The sequence below is a fragment of the Chitinophaga sp. SYP-B3965 genome (genome assembly GCF_009647655.1).
In the GTDB taxonomy this organism is placed as follows: domain Bacteria; phylum Bacteroidota; class Bacteroidia; order Chitinophagales; family Chitinophagaceae; genus Chitinophaga.
Genome location: NZ_WJFD01000002.1, coordinates 1 through 18783 on the forward strand (window position 1 = coordinate 1; position 18783 = coordinate 18783).

Consider the following 18783-nt stretch of genomic DNA (forward strand, 5'->3'; position numbering starts at 1 on the left):
ATACTATGAAAAGCGCGTAGCAGAGGGAAAGAACAAAATGAGCGTACTCAATATTATCAGGAATAAACTCGTAGACAGGATGTTTGCCGTCATTAAACGACAAACACCCTACTCTGAAAATTTACAGGCAGCTGCCTGATATAAATTTGGAACTATCTTAGAATACACAACGGCGGCTTAATAATAAATCTACCGCCTGTGCCATCATCATTTTATTTCATCAGCATTTTTACAAACTTCAACTTATTCTTAAACGGCGCATACTTCATTGGTACATCCAGCCAGGTGCCTGTTTTCATCACTCCTTTATGATGTGTGAATTCATCAAAGCTGGATCGTCCGTGATAACGGCCCATGCCACTGTAGCCGATACCGCCGAAAGGTAGGTCTGCGTTGGCAAAATGAACTAAGGTGTTGTTGATGCATCCACCGCCAAAGGCCACTTTGTCTATAAACGTTTTTTCTGTGCGGCGGCTCTTTGAGAAAACATAGAGCGATAATGGGTAGGGATTTTTTGCGATCATCTTTATCGCTTCTTCCGTTGTATTGTATGGGATCACGGGCAGAATGGGGCCGAAGATCTCTTCCTTCATTACCGGTGCATCAAATGAAACATCTGTGAGGATAGTGGGCGCGATGTATTTATTTGTTCTATCTGTTTGCCCCCCTGCTACAATTGTTCCTTGTTGCAGATATGTGGAGAGCTGGTCAAATCTTTTTTCATTAATGATGCGGGGATAATCTTTGCTAACTGAAACATCTTCTCCAAAGAAACGGGTGATGGCATCTTTCATTTCTTCGATGAGGGTATTCATCACACTTTGATGCACTAAGATGTAATCCGGCGCAACACAGGTTTGGCCTGCATTCCAACATTTTCCCCAAATGATCCTTTTGGCTGCGGTTTTCAGATCTGCTCCTTTATCTACTACGCAGGGACTTTTTCCACCCAATTCCAATGTTACCGGTGTAAGATGCGGGGCGGCCATTTCGAGGATCTTTTTCCCTACGGGAATACTGCCGGTGAAGAACACATGGTCAAAACGATGTTGCATGACCTCGGGGATCACGGTATGGCCTTCTCCTGTGATAACAGCCACAAATGCGGGATCGAAGGCATCTTTGATGACCTTTTGGATGACAGCTTCCGTTTGGGGAGCCAGTTCAGAGGGCTTCAGGATGGCGCAATTTCCTGCTGCTATGGCCCCTATCAGCGGATCGATGATTAAATTAAAAGGGTAATTCCAGGGGCCGATCAGGAGGATTAATCCTTTGGGCTCGCGGTATATTTTGCTGGCAGACGGATAAAGCATCAGGGGGGAACTTACTCCCTGTGGGCGCATCCATTCCCGCAAATTGGTGAGGGCATTGTCTATTTCATCAAATAACAGCCCTACTTCACTGGAAAATGCCTCGAGCGGATGTTTGCCCAGATCTGCGTGTAAGGCATCCAGGATGGCGGGTTCGTGCTTTTTTAGGGTTGTTTTCAATTTCTTCAGCTGCGCTTTGCGAAAAGCATATGAGCGGGTGGCGCCGGAATCGAAAAAACTGCGCTGGGCTGTAAAAACATCAGAAATAGAGGCCATAACGAGAGAATTATAGGAATGATCTATTACAATTTCGCGAAAATTCCCTGCTTTTTTGCAGTTTGAATATCTTTGTGCGAATCAGTCCGGATTAATAGTATGAGCGCGAGCATCGATTATAACAAATATGAAGCAGTGATAGGCCTGGAGGTACATGCCCAGCTATTGACGCAAAGTAAGCTGTTTAGCAGTGACAGCGCGGCATTTGGCGGTTTGCCCAACACGCATATCAGCCCGGTGACACTTGGCCACCCGGGTACTTTGCCCTTTCTGAACAAGAAAGCGGTGGAACTGGCTGTGCGTCTTGGATTTGCCTGCCATTGCGAGATTGAGCGGGAAAACTTCTTTGCCCGTAAGAATTATTTCTATCCTGATCTTCCGAAAGGTTACCAGATCAGCCAGCATACAGCACCTATCTGCATTGGAGGTTATGTTCCTATTCTTACAGAGGGGGGCAGTCGTAATATTCAACTGAACCGTATCCACCTGGAAGAGGATGCCGGAAAATCTATGCACGACCAGGACCCTCATAACACCATGGTGGATTACAACCGCGCAGGGGTACCCCTGGTGGAGATTGTAACGGAACCAGACCTGCATAACAGTGATGAAGCTTATGCTTACCTGACTGAAATGCGTCGCCTGGTACGCTGGCTGGATGTATGTGATGGGAATATGGAAGAAGGCAGCATGCGCTGTGACGCTAACGTTTCCATCCGGCTGAAAGGTGATACCAGCCTGGGCACCAAGGTGGAAGTGAAGAACATGAACTCTATCCGCAACGTTAAACGTGCTATCGATAATGAGATCAAACGCCAGATAGAACTGGTGGAAGGCGGCGAGCGCATTATACAGGAAACACGCAGTTTTGATGCTTCCAACGGCAGTTCCTTTCCGCTCCGCTCTAAAGAAGAAGCCAACGATTACCGTTATTTTCCTGAACCGGACCTGGCGCCCTTCCGCATCACGGATGTTTACCTGGATGAGATCCGCTCAGCTTTACCGGAATTACCGGAAGAAATGCTGGCGCGCTATACGCAACAATTGGGATTGCCGGACTATGATGCCCGTGTGATCTGTGATGATAAAGCCACGGCTGTTTATTTTGAAGCATTGATCAATGCTACCCCTCATCACAAGGCTGCGGCCAACTGGATGCTGGGACCTGTTAAATCATGGCTGAATGAACAGAATGCGGGCATGGAGGTTTTCCCACTCACACCTGCATCCCTGGCTGCTCTTATTGGCCTGATAGCAGATGGGAAAGTGAATTTCTCGATCGCTTCCTCCCGTATCCTGCCTGCTATGATAGCAGCGCCAGGTAAAGATCCGCTGGCTATTGCCACTGAACTGAACCTGTTGCAGGACAATGATGCAGGGAACATTCTGCCGGTGATTGAAGAAGTACTGGCAAAATATCCGGGTAAGGTAGCTGAATTTAAGGCCGGCAAGAAAGGCCTGATAGGGCTTTTTGTGGGAGAAGTGATGAAACTGAGCGCAGGAAAGGCAGACCCGAAACTCACTAACGAACTCTTAATGAAACGGTTGAACAGCTAAATAAGCCGTTCATCCAAATTGTCGTGAATGGGAATCAGGCTACTGCAATGGCATTGCTGTCTATTGCTATAAGTTACAAAGCATTAACCCGGAAATGTATTCATTCCCGTTGTACATGCCCAAACCGGCTACATAATTTAACAAAACACTGTGGAGCATCCAATTAATTAACCCTAATTTTGATTCCATCATTATCGAAAAAAGAAAAGCCCATGAAAAAATTAGCCATATGGTGCGCCAGTGCAGCCCTGTTTGCCGGTTGCAATAGTCATCCGGAAAAAGGCGCGTTCAAGATAGACGTTCAATTAGCCAATGCTCCTTTAGAAAAAGTTTACCTGGAAGAAATGGCCCTGCAAGGCCCTAAAATAGTTGACACCAGCGCTGTAAAGGATGCCAGTGGCAAATTTGAGCTGGATGGCATGGTGGCCGAGCAAGGCTTATACCGGATCCGTTTTGAAAATGGAAAATATATTGTGCTGGGGCTTGATGCCGGAGACATGAGTATCCATGGGGATTACAACGAATTGGAAAAGATTGCGGTGAAAGGTTCTGAAGCAACTTCTGAGATCCAGCAATTACTGAGTCACTACAGTGAGAAAGCACAGGTGATGAGTAAAGAGATACAGGCGATGGATAGTCTCCGTATGGCCAAAACGCCCGACAGCCTGCTCACTGCACGACGTAATGCATTTGAACAGGAGGCGAAAAATTTCCGCCAGTTCTTTATGGATGCTGCACAAAAAACAAAACAACCGGTAGCTGCTGTGTTTGCTATGCAACTGGTACGCTTTGATGATATCACTGAATTCCTGGAAAATAAAGGTGCCTTTGAAAGTATCGCGAAACGTTTCCCTGATAATGCTATGGTGAAGGAAATGATGAAGTCTGTGGCAGATGCGGAGAAAGAATCCAAACAAGGTGCCAGCAGCGGACCTGAATCTAAAGTTGGCCAGCAGGCGCCGGACTTTGTATTACCTGATCCTAATGGCAAACAGGTAAGCCTGAGTTCTTTTAAAGGCAAATTTGTGCTGGTTGATTTCTGGGCCAGCTGGTGCGGACCCTGCCGCCAGGAAAATCCAAATGTGGTGAATGCTTTTATGAAATACAAGGATAAGAACTTTACTATACTGGGCGTTTCCCTGGACAAAGCAAAAGCCCCCTGGCTGAAAGCTATTGCTGACGATGGTTTGATGTGGAACCATGTAAGTGACCTGAAGTACTGGGAATCTTCTGTAGTTCCTTTGTATGGTATTACGGGTATCCCTACTAATATACTCGTGGACCCGCAGGGCAAGATCGTTGCGGCTAACCTGAGAGGTAAAGCGCTCGAACAAAAACTAAGTGAAGTATTACAATAAATAAAAAGGAGCATCTTACGATGCTCCTTTTTTATGTTTAATATCCTTTGTTCTGGGCCAGCTGATCATTACGTTGTGTTTCCTGCAATGGTATAGGAAGCACTACATAGTCAGTTCCCGGGTTCTGTATCAGGTGTTGCGGACGTGCCGGAATTGGCCTGCCGGTGCGGAGAAAATCCATCACACCAAAACCTTCAAACGCCAGCTCCATTCTTCTTTCATCGAGGATCAGTGTAATTAGTTGCGCTTGTGTAACCGGCGGAACAATTACGGATGCACCACGTATAGTGCGAATATCCTGTAACTGTGTGAGTGCGCCTGCACTTACAAGCGGATCTAACCTGGCCATGGCTTCTGCTTTGATCAGTTTGATCTCTGCCAGCCGAAGTACCGGTACCCATTGTTCTCTTGGGTTGTTATAATATTTACCGGTATAACTCAATGTACCTGAAGTGCGGATCATTGGTGATACCCTTCGTTTATCAGTAACACTGAAATTAGGGAGTGCAAAATAACCGGCTGTATTAATGGAAATATCACCACGGCCTAATGGGCTATAGTGCTGGCCAATGGCATTATTGGTGTTAGGATTATCTGCACTGTTCATGGCTACGGAGAAGATCCTTTCTACAGTAGCGTTCATGTTGGCGAAGGTCCAGTTATCAATGGGTTCTGTTGCCAGTTTAAATGCGAGCGGTGATGCAATCACTGCATCTGCACTTGTGTTGGCATTTATCCAATCTCCTTTATAGAGATATACTCTTGCCAGCAAACCATCTGCCGCTGCTTTGGTAGCACGTGCGCGGTTAAAGTAAGCATCGTTCCAGTTTGGTGTAAGTGCAGCAGAAGCTTCTGTGAGGTCTTTGATCATCTGATCATACACTTCTTTCACCGTATTCCTTTTTACTTTGTTTGCAGCGCTTAATGCCTGTGCACCATCTTCTGCTGCATCAATGATCAATGGAACACCAACATGACTTGCATCTGCTGAAAAGTTGTAAGGCTGTGCATACAGGTTCACGAGGTAGAAATAACACAGGGCGCGGATAAATTTTGCTTCCGCATAATACTGTGTTGCTTTTGGTGTACCTACTACTGCTTCATTCTTCAGCAATTTTTTCATGAAGAGATTGGCTTCATAAATAGTGCGGTAACCACCGGTCCAGCAGTTGAGCACAACGGTTACATCTCCGGATAATATGTTGAAGGAACCTGTATTACCAAAGAATGCGGATACATTCACATCGTTGCCGCGCTGATCAGCATAGATCAATACACGGCCACCAAAGAATTCTGCATTCTGCAATGCGTTGTACATGCCCAATGCCGCTTTTTCTATCCGGGCAGGATCACTGAAGATCTGCTCAGGATCAATGGCCACATAGGGTGTTTGATCATCCACTTTAGAACAGGCGCTCCCCATCAAAAGGCCCAGTGCGAGTATATATTTATTAACCGTTTTCATAATTGTAATTTTTGATGATTAAAATCCTGCTCTAAGACCAAGTGAAAAAGTACGTGGTAATGGTACACCGCGACTGTCCACACCGAAAGCAATATTTGCCTGGCGGTTGGTATTGATCTCCGGATCCGCACCGGAATAACCGGTAATGATGAAAGCGTTGTTCACGGATGCAAATACCCGTAAAGCCGTCATGTTAAGTTTCGTTTTTACATCCGGGAAAAGGTAGGCCAGCATGATCTCCTGCATGCGCAGGTAATCTGCTGATTCTAACCAGCGTGTAGATGTTTGAGTGGTGATGTTATCCCGCAGGAATAATTTTGGTGTGATGGTATTTGTATTCGTTGGTGTCCAGCGGGTTTTGATCTCTTCAATATTATTCTGGAAGAAGTTAGTCATCAAACCCTGCCTGGTTGCATTGATCACATAGTTGCCACCACTGTATTGCAGTGTAAAACCAAGTTCTATGCCTTTGTAGCTGAAAGTATTTGACCATCCGCCGTACCAGGTTGGATAACCTGTTTTGTTATCCAGGTAAACTGCATCGGCACCGGTGATAGCGGTTACTTTTGCAGATCCGTCCGGAGTGGTCCAACGATCTGCTGTAGCCACACCGGGAGAAGGGTTATACATTTTTACGGTTCCATCTGCAGACAGGAACTGGCCATAACCTGTAGTTGGATTTACACCCGCCCAGCGGATCATATAGAATACACCCAGTGGTTTGCCTATGCTTGCGCGGCTGGCTCCACTGATGATGTCGTTGGGATCTGCGAGTTTTGTAACCCTGTTCTTCAGGATGGTAAAGTTGGTGGAAGTAGTCCAGTTAAAATCTTTCTTTGATATGGGGTTAGCGTTGATGGTTAACTCCAATCCCCTGTTATACATGGAGCCAATGTTTGTAGTTACCGCAGCTCCGGGAACACCTGTTGTACGTAATACAGGTGCGTTGAGGATCAGGTTATCCACGTCATTGTTAAAGTAATCGAAAGTGATATTTAATTTATCTTTCAACAGCGACATGTCAAAACCGATATCCAGTTTCTTGGATGTTTCCCATTGAAGATTGGGGTCTCCGATCTGGGTTACGGACAAACCATTTACATCTGCATAGTTGCCACCACCATAGAGTGTTCTCCATGCATATTCACCCAGCTCTGCATTACCAACACGGCCATAGCTACCCCTGATCTTGAAATCACTGATGACTGCAATATTTTCCTTAAAGAAGGGTTCCTCTGAGATGCGCCATCCTGCAGATACGCCGGGGAAATATCCACGCCTGTTATTGAGACCGAATCCGGAGAAAGCATCTGCGCGGAAAACGCCTTCTATATAATATTTGTTCAAATAGTTATACGCCAGCCTTGCAAAGTAAGAATCAAATGCCTTCGCATTAGCTGTACCTCCGGAGAAAGTATTGGTAGTACCTGCATACAGGCCATCATAGATACTGGTAAAATAACCATCTGCAAGGTTACCCTGCCCGGTGTATAATTCTGTACGTTTCGAGTACTGATATTCTAACCCGGCAGTTAGCATAAATGTATGCGCCTGATTGATGGTATGTGTGTAGGTAGCAAAGTTGGACCAGTTCCACTGGTTGATGCGCAACAGGTTTTCCTGTACAAGTCCGTTAAGTCCAAATCCATTACCAGCCTGATCGGGACCGCTATACTGATCTTCAAAGTTCTGAATAAAATCTGCACCAAAACGGGAGGTGATCTTCAAACCTTTAACGGGAGAAAGTTCTCCATAAATGCTTCCCATGGTGCGATTGGTAATGTTGTCATTCCGGCCCATGTACACTGTTGTAAGCGGATGGAAGAAACGGTTCAGGCGATTGGTGGCTACGGCCACATTATTACCATCTGCCAGATCTCTGTTGGCTGCTGATAAATAATATCCGCCGTATTGACCGGTTGTATTATAGATGGGAACATTGGGCGGTGCATTATAACCTGCAAAAGTGGCCCCTGCCAGCAAACCGTCTGACAGCACCCCATTATTAACACCTTTGGAAGCATAGAGGCTTACTCCTACTTTCAACCATGTTTTAGGTGTAACATCCAGGTTGATACGAACAGAACCGCGGCGCAGCCTGTTTGTGATCACAATACCTTTCATATCCGCATAATCAAAGGCGCCATAATACTGCGCTTTATCATTACCACCGGATACGGATACACCGTGGTTCTGAGAAAATCCGGTTTGAAAAACTTCTTTCAACCAATCTGTACGATCTGGTTTTCCATCATTGTTAAGATCGATGTCCACAGCAATGGGTGTTGTATTTAAATTCGCCGCTTTCTCATTTTGAATGGTAGTGAAATCTTCTCCATTCAGGAGTTTAGGCAGCCGTGCGGCTTTAGCCCAGTTAAAGTCTCCGTTGTAGGAAACTGCCACCGTACCTTTCTTTCCCCGTTTGGTAGTGATAACGATCACGCCATTAGCTGCGCGTGAACCGTACAATGCTGCAGAGGCAGCATCTTTCAATACCGTGATGGATTCGATATCATTCGGGTTGATATCTGCCAGCGGATTAAAGCGTGTTCCGTTACCACTGTTAAACACGTTCAGATTGGTACCGGTAATTAAAGGAATGCCATCCAGCACGATCAACGGAGAAGTTGCATTACTGATGGAGTTCACACCACGGATGCGGATGGAAACAGCATCACCTACAACACCGGAAGTAACGTTCACGTTCACTCCCGCAGCCAGACCATCCAGTGCCTGGTCAAAACTTTGAACAGGTTTGTCATTGATCTTGTCTCCGCCGATATTAACGGAAGAAGCTGTGGCATCTTTTCGTTTGATGTCTACATAACCTGTTACAATTACTTCCTGCAGGGTTTTATCGTCCGTAGTTAACTGAACGTTCCTGCTGGCGCCGGCCGGCGCCTGTAATTCTACATTGCCATAACCAATGAACGAGTATACCAGTACATCGGTGGGTTGGGATATTTCTATCCGGTATTCACCATTTGGATTGGTAATGGTTCCTTTGGAAGTGCCTTTGATGGAAACGGTTACACCCGGCAGCGGGGAACCATCTTTTGAATCGGTTACTCTCCCGGTAATAATACGGGACTGGGCCAGGACCTGGCCAAAAAGCATAACCGAAAAGAAAATGAGGAGTATCATTCTTTTCATATCGATTAGATTTTGGTGTGCTAACTTATCTTGCTGATAGTAATAGCCAATCGTCGTTGAACGGGGGTTATTTTAGTTAATGCCTCGCTTGAAGGGATAAATAGCTGGGGTAAATTCTTTTTCCTTGCTTAGTGGGTCGTTAGGTTCTATAATAGTAATTTACGAAACATTTATCAAAAAGCTATCTTGATCAGTGAAAACAACATGAGTTAAATAAATAATATTTGATATATCGCGTTATTTATCTATCTGTGAATCTATATTTTTATCATGTTTGCTCATTTTGTCATTAACAGAAAAAGCTGATCTCTTGAAGATCAGCTTTTTCTATATATTTTAACCTAGATAAGATTAATTGTATTCGGGATGCTGGGAGATATTTTCATTTGCCTGCGTTTCTCTCAGCGGAATAGGCAGGTAATATGCTTTATCTGCCGCCGTTAGTTTTATGGCAGTGGGTGCCTGAATTACATCTTCCGGCAGGCGGGTAATATCCAGGTTCTTTCTGCGAAGGTCTAAATAACGATGACCTTCAAAAGCAAGTTCTTTAAATCTCTCCGGCAGGATGGCGTTCATCAGGGCAGTGACATCTGCAAAGACTTCTGGTGTATAACCATTGATGCGTTGTGCGCGTAGCGCATTCAAATCCGCAGATCCGGGATTCAATCCTGCTGCGCCTTTAGCGGCATATGCCTCTGCACGGATCAGGTACATTTCAGCTACCCGGAAAAGTTTAATATCTGCGAGGTTGGCTAATGCGGGCTGCCCTCCCAGGTATTTCACTACTGCCCATCTTCCCGGTGAAAGCTCTTTCATGTATGCATTGAAACGTACATCTTGTGTAGGGTTCATTGTATTCCTCAGCTTTGCGGAAGGTGCAAATAATATTTTATCTGAACCATCGCGGTAAAAGTCTCCGAACTTAGCATCCTGTGCTTCGCGTTTTAATTCCCACACTACTTCTGCATTATTTTTATCCTGCCAGATGTCCGGGAACTGTGCTATGGTTGCAAGCGGCATGGCATTGATCACTTCACCCGCATAAGTGATAGCTGCATCCCAATCTTTTTGCCATAAAGCCGCTCTCGCCTGGATAGCGGACACTGCCTGTTTGGTGATGCGGCTGTGGTTTGTAAAGGTAGCAGGGATCAGATCTTTTGCCTGCAACAGGTCTGTGTTTATCTGATCAAATACTTTACCTACTGTTTCCCGCGAAGGTTTTCCTATCTCCGCTGTTTTCATCAATGGTACACCGGGAGAGGCTGGTTCATAATCTACTGCGTATAACCGTAACAGTTCAAAGTGACAATAAGCACGTAAGGCTAACAGTTCTCCTTTGTATTGTTTTTTTATTTGTTCTTCCTGTGGTGTGGCAAACACGTTATCAATTACATCCAGGATGCGGTTTGCACGATCCAGTACCTGGTAAAAACTCTGCCAGGGTGCAATGGCTTCAGGATTCACTGGGTCCTGCCGCCAGCTGTACATCAATGTGCCACGGTTTGTATTGTTCTCCGTTGGCCACATAGCTTCATCGGAGAGCAATGTATTGGTGCTGATGGTATAAGTGGACAAGCCTGCATAAACCCCCAGCACGCCGGCATTCACATCGTCCACGGACTGGAAGGCGAGTGTTTGATCAATGATCTCTGTGGGTTTTACATCGAGGTCTGCAAGGCAGGATGATGCAAATACCAGGAAGAGGATCGGCCACTGTTTGCTTAATGTTTTCATCTCTTAAAATTGTATACTCACACCTGCTGTAATAGTACGTGCAGCAGGATATTCAAAATAGGCGGTACTGTTATTATCTTCCGGATCAAAACCTCCCCAGCTGGTGAACGTATATAAGTTCTGGCCCTGTACATAGATCATGGCACTGCGCAGCAGTTGTGTGTGTTTCAACAGATCTGCCGGTAAACGGTAAGCGAGCTGCACATTCCTTAACCGCACGTAGGAAGCATCCTGTATATCCCGGGAAGTGAAATTACGGACTTCTGAAACCTGCGGCTGATCTGTAATATCACCAGCTTTACGCCAGCGGCTCAACCATTTACTGGATTGATTGCTAAATATAAACTGGGGATTGAGCGTATAATATTCTTCTGAATTATACCGCCAAAGGTCCTGCGCAAAAGAGAAAAATACTTCCGCCGAGAAATTTTTCCAGGTGAGCCTACTGGTGATACCTCCTGTGTAAAGCGGATCTATTGTTCCGAATGTTGCCACGCTTTGCGATACCACATTATAACTGGTGGTGAGTGATCCATCCCTGTTATAATATCGTGCTTTTCCTGTTTGCGGATCTACGCCTCCCCACTTCACGATATAGTGTGTATTAACTGGCAGGCCTACACGAATGATGCTGGCACCCTGTGTAAATTCATTTACGCCGCCAAGACTTATTACCCTGTTCTGATTGTAAGCCACATTAAATCCTGCTGACCAGGTGAGGTTTTCATTCCTGATGATATCTCCGCTCAGGTCTACTTCTATACCCCGGTTGCGTATCACACCTGCATTGATCTTTTGGCTATTGAACCCACTGGTTTGGGAAAGTTGTTTATCAACAAAAACGCCTTCTGTGCGTTTGTTGTACCAGTCTGCTATCAGGCGGATCCTGTTATCCAGCAACGCAATGTCTACCCCAGCATTAAAGGTTTTTGAGTACTCCCAGTTATAATCTTCATTTCCTACTGCGCTGGGTATAATTGCGGGCGAGCCATCATAACGGCTGCCGCCATAACCAGCAGTATAAGCAAAATTATTGGCGAAAGGAGAGGCGGATGTACCATAACTGCTGCGAAGCCGCAGAGTGTTGATCCATTCGTGTGATGCGAGGAATGATTCCTTTTTCAGATCATACCCCGCTCCGATGGAATAGAAATTGTGCCAGCGGTTATTTTCCGGTACGGTGGAAGATCCATCTCTGCGGAATGTAACGTTCAATGAGTACTTGTCTTTAAAGAGATACCTGGCCAATGCGATCCAGGAAGCTAATGCGGTGCCCGTTCTTCCACCTTCTACTTTAGGAATAAAACCATTCAATGCAGAACCGGGTGTTATACTGGAAATAGTTCCTGCCAGGCCCGGTGTGATACCATAACCCGTGAGCTGCATGCTGGAATATTTCGTTCTGTTAAATTCATAAAATCCGGCTACCGTGAGTTGGTGTACATCGTGCAACGTTCTGGAATAAGTTAATCCGCTCACGGCAGTGAACTGGAAATAACGGGCCATTCCTTCTGCATGCATTCCCTGCCTTCCGGGAATACTGGATTGTCCGCCGCTGTATGTACCTGGTTTGATGGTACGTACCTCTACATTTTCCCTGTAATCAAAACCAAGATTGGTGCTGGCATAGAGGTAATCTGTAAAATTATATTTCAGCGCAGTATTCAGTGTTCCTTTTAACTGATTGACATTATAAGTGGAATTCTGTGATCTTTCCAAAGCATCCGATCCTTCCCTTGTATCATAAGTGCCGCCGAAACGAGCTTTATTACCTGAATGTACCAGCTGGCCATTTACGTAAGGCTGCTCATAGGGCAGCCCATAATATACTGAGGCCATAGGATTGATGACAGCAGGACCATTCTCGCTTTCTATGAGTTTATTATTTGTATAACCGATAGCAGTATTGATGGCTGCTGAAAAACGTTTGGAAGTAACATCCAGGTTGGTGCGGAAACTGTAACGCTCTATACCGGAGCGAAGAGCAATCCCTTCCTGTTTGTAATAATTTGCAGCTGAATAAAAGCGGATGTTTTCTGTTCCGCCGGATGCACTCAATTCATATTCATGAAAAGGAGCTGACTCGCGCAGAAAATAATCTTTCCAGTTGGTGTGGATATTGCCAAGGCTGTCCAGGATCCCGGCGTAACGTTGTTTTTCTGCTGGTGGTAAAGCTGCGTTGGCAGGATTCAATGCAGAAAATATCCAGCCCGGGCCAATGGGCCTTCCTGTTTCCAGCCCCACTTCTTCTTCAAATTGCAGCCGCTCTTCAGTATTCATTACATTAAAACTGGAGCGTGTGGGTTGGGAGATGCCATGCTGGGTATTAAAACTAAGGGACAAAGCGCCTGCCTTCCCTCTTTTAGTAGTGATCAGTATTACACCATTTGCACCCCGGGAGCCATACAATGCAGTAGCATTGGCATCTTTCAGGATACTAACGGATTCAAAATCGCCGGGGTTCATGGTCATGAAAACGCCGCTTTCCACGGCAATTCCATCAATAACATATAAGGGAGCAATGGAACCAGAAATGGTGGCCTGCCCCCTGATCACAACTTTTGCAGGTGCTCCGGGCTGGCCGCTGCCTGATGCAACATACAGACCAGGTGCCCGGCCTTGCAGCATCTGGTCAAAAGAAGCCATGGGAATTTTATTGAGCTTGCTTCCCTGGATAGTAGATACAGCTCCTGTGTATTCTTTTCTTGTGGCGGTGTTGTACCCGGTGATCACCACTTCTTCCAGGATCTTTTTTAATGTTGTGTCGGTCTGTTGTGAAACGCCGGGAATGCTCATAGCTACTGCCAGCCATAAGAGTAGCGCTTGTTTCATGTGATTTGCTTTATGCCTCGTTTCCAGTAATAATAATGATATATCTAACCCCCAAGCGTACAAGATACTGATTTTCAGTAGATAGAGTACTACATGAAGATGTTATGTTTTTGAGGCATAAAAAAAACGTCCCGCTAGCGGGACGTTTTCCTGTATTTTTTCACTAAAAATTAATCTGTTACCAGCCCTGATTCTGTGGTTTCATGTTGGGATTGATGGTTACATCGTTTGTAGGGAGGCCCCATACAAATTTGTCTGCATCTGCCGCAATAGTCAGCCCCTGGTATGCAGGGCCTTGTGTGATCGTATTGATGTTCTGTGGTTCTCTTCTGGTGAAGCCCTGATGCCAGCGTTTCAGATCGTCCAGACGGAATCCTTCGAAAGCTAATTCGCGGAAGCGTTCATCTTTAACTGCCTGGAACAGCGGAACACCGGTTAAACCAACGAGAGCGGTTAAACCTCTTGCAACGCGCAATTCATTCAGCCTGGTTAAAGCTGCTGCTTCTGTAGCAGCACCTGCCCTTGCTCCTGCTTCCGCAGAGATGAGATACATTTCTGCTATACGAAAAAGTTTAGGAGCATGCTGATAGTTAGTACTAGCGGCAGTAAACAGTGCAGGATTACCCTGGTATTTATTCACCAGAACAATGCCAGGATAATCAGTACCCTGAATGGTCAGGGTCTTAGCAGAAAAATATGCTGCTTTTCTGAAGTCTGTATTATCAAAGAAATCCACTACCCATTTGGACGGAATGAAATCCGGTGTGAATTTCCCGGTTTGTGCAACGAGGCCTAAGTAAATGATATTTGTATTAGCCAGTTCACTTGGTTTAGCTGTGAGGCTTTGATAGATGGTTTCTTTTGGCGCATCATCTTTCCAGTAAGCCAGCAGTTCAGCCTGGTTATTGATCAGTGGATACGTTCCTGCGGTGATCACTTCTTCCGCAGCGGCTTTTGCACCTGCCCAATCCTGCATGTCCAGTTTAACTCTTGCTTCAAGGGCTGCTACTACATGTTTAGTGAAACGTGTAGAGCCTTGTTTACCGGGAACTGCAGTCAGCAGTGTTTTTGCTTCTGTGATATCGAGCAATATCTGATCGTACACCTGTTTAACGGTTGCCCTGGCCGGTTTGGCAGCTACATCATATACCAGTACTAATGGTACACCAAGATCTGTTGCGGCTGTTGCAGGCTCGTAAGATTTTGCCCAACGCACTATCAAACGATGGTAGTAATAAGCCCTTGCCAGGTAAGCATCACCTTTATACTTATTCAGGTCCGTTGTTTCTGTTCCTGCTTTAGGTGTAATGGTTTTGAATCCTTCTATAGCTATGTTAGCATTATTGATGCCGCTATAATAACCACTCCATACATCACGGATGGTATAGTCGTCAGACAAAAACCCATCCCAGCGATGGGGGTTACCATTTCTGTTACCGTAATCCAGGGAAGCGTTGAGCTGATCTCCCTGTATATCTGTTGAGAACTGATAGATACCATACACTCTCCCTCTTAACTGGGAGTAAAGACCATTATTCCATGTCTTTGCATCCGTTACTGTTTTAAATGACTGTGACAGCTCAATGGAAGTGTAAGGTAAACGTTCCAGTTTATCACTGCAGGAAGTAAAAACACCTGCTAGCAGTAAACCAGTTATTGCTTTTATATTAATTTTTTTCATGCCTGTTTAATTTAAATACTGAATTAAGAACCAACATTAAAATTGCAAATTCAACCCGACAGCGGTTTGTTTGGTATTCGGGTTCACACCTAAGGTCAGGTTGGCATCAACTTCCGGATCAGGCCCTGTGTATTTGGTGAATGTAAGCAGGTTACGACCGGTCACATACAGTGTAGCTGCTTTGAAGAATTTAGTTCTTCTCAACAGTGGTGACTGGAAGTTATAACCGAGTGTGATATTCTTCATCCGCAGGAAAGAAGCATCTTCGATCAAACGGGAATCAAACTGTGTGAATTGAACACCATACCTGGGGAAGCGTGCCACATCACCTGCTTGTTTCCAATAGTCAAGGATCACTTTCGATTGGTTAAAACCAGCAAACTGGTTAGGGTTCTCGAAGAAGTACCTGTCGTTGTTGATCAGGTATTTTCCTTTGGAGAAACTGAAGTCAACATCTAAATAAAGACCTTTGTATCCTGCAGCCAAACCAAAGCCACCATTAAACGGCGGTTCACGTCTGATGCCGGTGCTTTGCTGAAGATCTGGTGTAAAAGCGCTGGTTACTTTTTTAGGATCCTTTTGCGTATTGGTAATGTTAGCCGGATCTGGCAGGTACCATTCAGGAAGCCCGGTATCTTTATTTACCTGTGCAAATATTGGATAAACGAAAGATACTGGCTGGCCAATAGCCCAGCTTACACCGGTATTAGGGGTGATCCAGTATTTATTGCCCTGGAATAATTCTGTTACTTCGTTCTTGTTATAGAAGAAGTTGAAGCGTGGTGTTATATAGGCAGTTTTAGTTCTGTAAAGATCCGCACCTACTGTTAACTCAATACCCGTATTTTTCAGGGAACCAACGTTATCCGTTATGTTCGGGAAACCGGAAGTATAAGGATAGGGTACAGAAACCAGCATGTTCCCTGTTTTCTTATTGTAGAATTCTGTTTCAATATCCACTTTGTCGAACAGGCGGAAGCTAAGACCTACAGTTGTCATCTTCTGGCTTTCCCATGAGAGGTTTGGATTACCGGCTGTGCTAACTCCCCATCCTGTAGCATTTTCGTAAGTATTAGTACCCACCAGTGCAAGGCTGAGATAGTTACCGATAGCAGAGTTACCACTGGTACCATAACTTGCTCTTACGGTCAGGTCTTTTAACCAGCTAACATCCCTTAAGAAATCTTCCCTGCTGGCTTTCCACATAGCACCTACTGACCAGAATGTTGCTGTGCGGTTATTTCTACCAAAACGGGAAGATTCATCCGAGCGGAGTGACAGATCTACAAAATATTTATCATTGTAACCATATTCCAGGCGTCCGAAATAAGAGAGATATGCATACTCCGTTTGTGTAGAGGTAACAGCTCTGCCTGCAGGACCATTTGAGATCAGGATCAGCCTGTCATCTGTTTGGCCTGTAGAAGAACCGGAGAAATCTGAGTAAACGTAATCAATGTACTCCTGACCAATCATTGCTGTGATACGGTGGAGATCATTAACGCTGAATTTATATTCAGCGGTGTTGGTGATGGTCCTTGTTGCTGCGCGTGAAAAGAATTCACTGGCGTTACCATTGTTTGGTGAAACAACGTAAGAAGGCATTTGTGTACCTGTAGTTCTGTATTCAGAAAATTCCAGGCCAGCCTGTGATCTTATGGACAGGTTCTGGATAGGTGTAACCTCTACATAACCGGAAAGGTTTAACTGCACGTTATTGTTGGTAGCACGGATCTTATCAGCCAGGTATTTTGGACTGTATCTGCCCCAACCAGGGATCAGGTCAGGATACTCTACACCGTTTGCATCTCTTGGAGAATAGAACGGCGGTGCCAGCAATGCCAGACCTCTGTTGGTATTGTTGGTACCATAAGGGTTTAACTGCCGCTTGTCATATCCGCCAGAGAGATTAACGCCCATTTTCAACCAGTTGTTGGCAACTGTATGCACATTAGAACGCATGGTATACCTGTCGTATGCAGATCTGTAAGCCAAACCATCCTGGTGGAAATATCCACCGGAAACATAGTAAGAAGTTTTACCACCACCACCGGAAACAGAAAGGTCTCCCTGGTAAGTAGGCACGTCCGTTTTATAATACTCGTTATACCACTTGGTATCATTCGGGAAGTTCTTGAGTAAAGTATCCGCAGATCCGCGCGTTCTTTGGCCGGTTGCTACCCAGAAATCAGTCAGTTCTTTTGAGCTCATGAAATTCTCAAAGTAGTCTGTACTCATCAGGTTGGAAACACCGTACTGCGTTTTCAGGGATACTGTTGCATCCTGACCGATCTTTCCTTTTTTGGTAGTGATCTGGATCACACCATTCGCTGCACGCGCACCGTAGATGGAAGTGGCAGATGCATCTTTTAAAACGGAAACTGTTTCAAAATCCTCAGGGTTTAATGTGAGCACGGTATTAGGATCGATAGGTGACCCATCTAATATGATCAATGGTGTAGAACTGGCTCCTAAAGAACCTACACCGCGTATACGGAGAGAAGATGTCTGAGAAGGTTCACCGGAAGAAGTAAAGATCTGCAAACCGGCTACTTTACCCTGCAATGCATCAAATGCATTTGCTGTGGGCCTGTCCTGCACTCTTACACCAGAAACCTGTGTAACAGAACCTACTACAGTACCGGCTCTTCTTCCTGAACCATACCCTACGATCACGACTTCATCTATAGCAGAGCTGGAAGGTGAAAGTGTTACGGAATAAGTACTGGCGGAACCGATGGCGATCTCTTTACTGGTCATACCGATCAGAGAAAATACCAGGAATTTTGCATTAGGGGAAACAGCGATAGAAAAATTTCCTGTTCCATCAGTAACGGTACCTGTTGTAGTTCCTTTTATTTGTATGGTAGCGCCAGGAATGGCTTCCCCGCTGTCATCCGTCACTTTACCGGTGACAGTTTTTGTCTGGGCCAACAGATGTCCTGTAAAAAACAGAACTGCGGCTAACATGAGTAATAATTTTCTCATTGAGTTCTTAGATTTTGATGATGAAGAAAAGGTTAGGGCTATCTTACATAAGGTAAAGGGGTGCGTTATTACAACGCACACGAATAACTTCCCATTATAGTGGTTATGCGCTCTGTATCGTCTAATGTATAGATAGCGGGGTGGTAGAAAAAAGCAGGTACAGTGCTTTCTTCATAAGTCGTCGATTTAAATTTTAGCTTTTGTTTGTTGGTTTAGCGATTTAGAAATGCGTCAGTGTTGTCGATGGTTATTTCTTCCTGATCTGTCTGTTGTTTTCCGTTGAATGGTGCGTTGGCGGAAGAGCACTGTAGGAAAAGCTGTAAGCAGACAGACTCTGAAGAGTTGGGTACTGTTCATAAGTCGTCGATTTAGATTTTAGGTTTAGTTTACTGATCTCGAAATAGCATAAGCAAAATACAATTTAACATT

Annotated in this window: 9 protein-coding genes; 2 read left to right on the top strand and 7 right to left on the bottom strand. The window is 45.1% G+C overall.

Going from position 1 to position 18783, the window contains the following annotated elements:
• Positions 1-212: 212 nt before the first annotated feature.
• On the bottom strand, positions 213-1586 hold the full coding sequence (locus GFS24_RS14095; protein WP_153660301.1) for an aldehyde dehydrogenase: 1374 nt from the start codon (positions 1584-1586) through the stop codon (positions 213-215).
• Positions 1587-1685: 99 nt separating this feature from the next.
• Here GFS24_RS14095 and gatB point away from each other — a divergent pair, with 99 nt between their 5' ends.
• Positions 1686-3143 carry an Asp-tRNA(Asn)/Glu-tRNA(Gln) amidotransferase subunit GatB gene (gene gatB, locus GFS24_RS14100; protein WP_153660302.1) on the top strand — a complete coding sequence of 486 codons (1458 nt, stop codon included), beginning with the start codon at positions 1686-1688 and terminating at the stop codon, positions 3141-3143.
• Positions 3144-3355: 212 nt separating this feature from the next.
• Positions 3356-4501, top strand: a complete 1146-nt coding sequence (locus GFS24_RS14105) for a TlpA disulfide reductase family protein (RefSeq protein WP_153660303.1) — start codon at positions 3356-3358, stop codon at positions 4499-4501.
• Between the two features lie 37 nt (positions 4502-4538).
• Here GFS24_RS14105 and GFS24_RS14110 read toward each other — a convergent pair whose 3' ends face one another.
• From GFS24_RS14110 to GFS24_RS14135, 6 genes are all read right to left on the bottom strand, one after another.
• Positions 4539-5966, bottom strand: coding sequence for a RagB/SusD family nutrient uptake outer membrane protein (locus tag GFS24_RS14110; protein ID WP_153660304.1), 1428 nt, complete (start codon positions 5964-5966; stop codon positions 4539-4541).
• Positions 5967-5984: 18 nt separating this feature from the next.
• Entirely contained in the window at positions 5985-9119 is a 3135-nt protein-coding gene (locus GFS24_RS14115) for a TonB-dependent receptor (protein WP_153660305.1), read from the bottom strand.
• Between the two features lie 351 nt (positions 9120-9470).
• Positions 9471-10853, bottom strand: coding sequence for a RagB/SusD family nutrient uptake outer membrane protein (locus GFS24_RS14120; RefSeq protein ID WP_153660306.1), 1383 nt, complete (start codon positions 10851-10853; stop codon positions 9471-9473).
• Positions 10854-10856: 3 nt separating this feature from the next.
• Positions 10857-13685 (bottom strand): SusC/RagA family TonB-linked outer membrane protein, encoded by a 2829-nt coding sequence (locus tag GFS24_RS14125; RefSeq protein ID WP_153660307.1) that lies wholly within the window; start codon positions 13683-13685, stop codon positions 10857-10859.
• Positions 13686-13863: 178 nt separating this feature from the next.
• On the bottom strand, positions 13864-15366 hold the full coding sequence (locus GFS24_RS14130; RefSeq protein WP_153660308.1) for a RagB/SusD family nutrient uptake outer membrane protein: 1503 nt from the start codon (positions 15364-15366) through the stop codon (positions 13864-13866).
• Between the two features lie 36 nt (positions 15367-15402).
• Positions 15403-18354, bottom strand: a complete 2952-nt coding sequence (locus GFS24_RS14135) for a SusC/RagA family TonB-linked outer membrane protein (RefSeq protein ID WP_153660309.1) — start codon at positions 18352-18354, stop codon at positions 15403-15405.
• Positions 18355-18783: the final 429 nt, after the last annotated feature.

What these genes read in the sequence shown, in the direction of transcription:
- GFS24_RS14135 (WP_153660309.1), bottom strand. Translation starts at nt 18,354, where the DNA reads ATGAGAAAATTATTACTCATGTTAGCCGCAGTTCTGTTTTTTACAGGA.
- GFS24_RS14095 (WP_153660301.1), bottom strand. Translation starts at nt 1,586, where the DNA reads ATGGCCTCTATTTCTGATGTTTTTACAGCCCAGCGCAGTTTTTTCGAT.
- GFS24_RS14110 (WP_153660304.1), bottom strand. Translation starts at nt 5,966, where the DNA reads ATGAAAACGGTTAATAAATATATACTCGCACTGGGCCTTTTGATGGGG.
- GFS24_RS14125 (WP_153660307.1), bottom strand. Translation starts at nt 13,685, where the DNA reads ATGAAACAAGCGCTACTCTTATGGCTGGCAGTAGCTATGAGCATTCCC.
- GFS24_RS14130 (WP_153660308.1), bottom strand. Translation starts at nt 15,366, where the DNA reads ATGAAAAAAATTAATATAAAAGCAATAACTGGTTTACTGCTAGCAGGT.
- GFS24_RS14120 (WP_153660306.1), bottom strand. Translation starts at nt 10,853, where the DNA reads ATGAAAACATTAAGCAAACAGTGGCCGATCCTCTTCCTGGTATTTGCA.
- GFS24_RS14115 (WP_153660305.1), bottom strand. Translation starts at nt 9,119, where the DNA reads ATGAAAAGAATGATACTCCTCATTTTCTTTTCGGTTATGCTTTTTGGC.
- gatB (WP_153660302.1), top strand. Translation starts at nt 1,686, where the DNA reads ATGAGCGCGAGCATCGATTATAACAAATATGAAGCAGTGATAGGCCTG.
- GFS24_RS14105 (WP_153660303.1), top strand. Translation starts at nt 3,356, where the DNA reads ATGAAAAAATTAGCCATATGGTGCGCCAGTGCAGCCCTGTTTGCCGGT.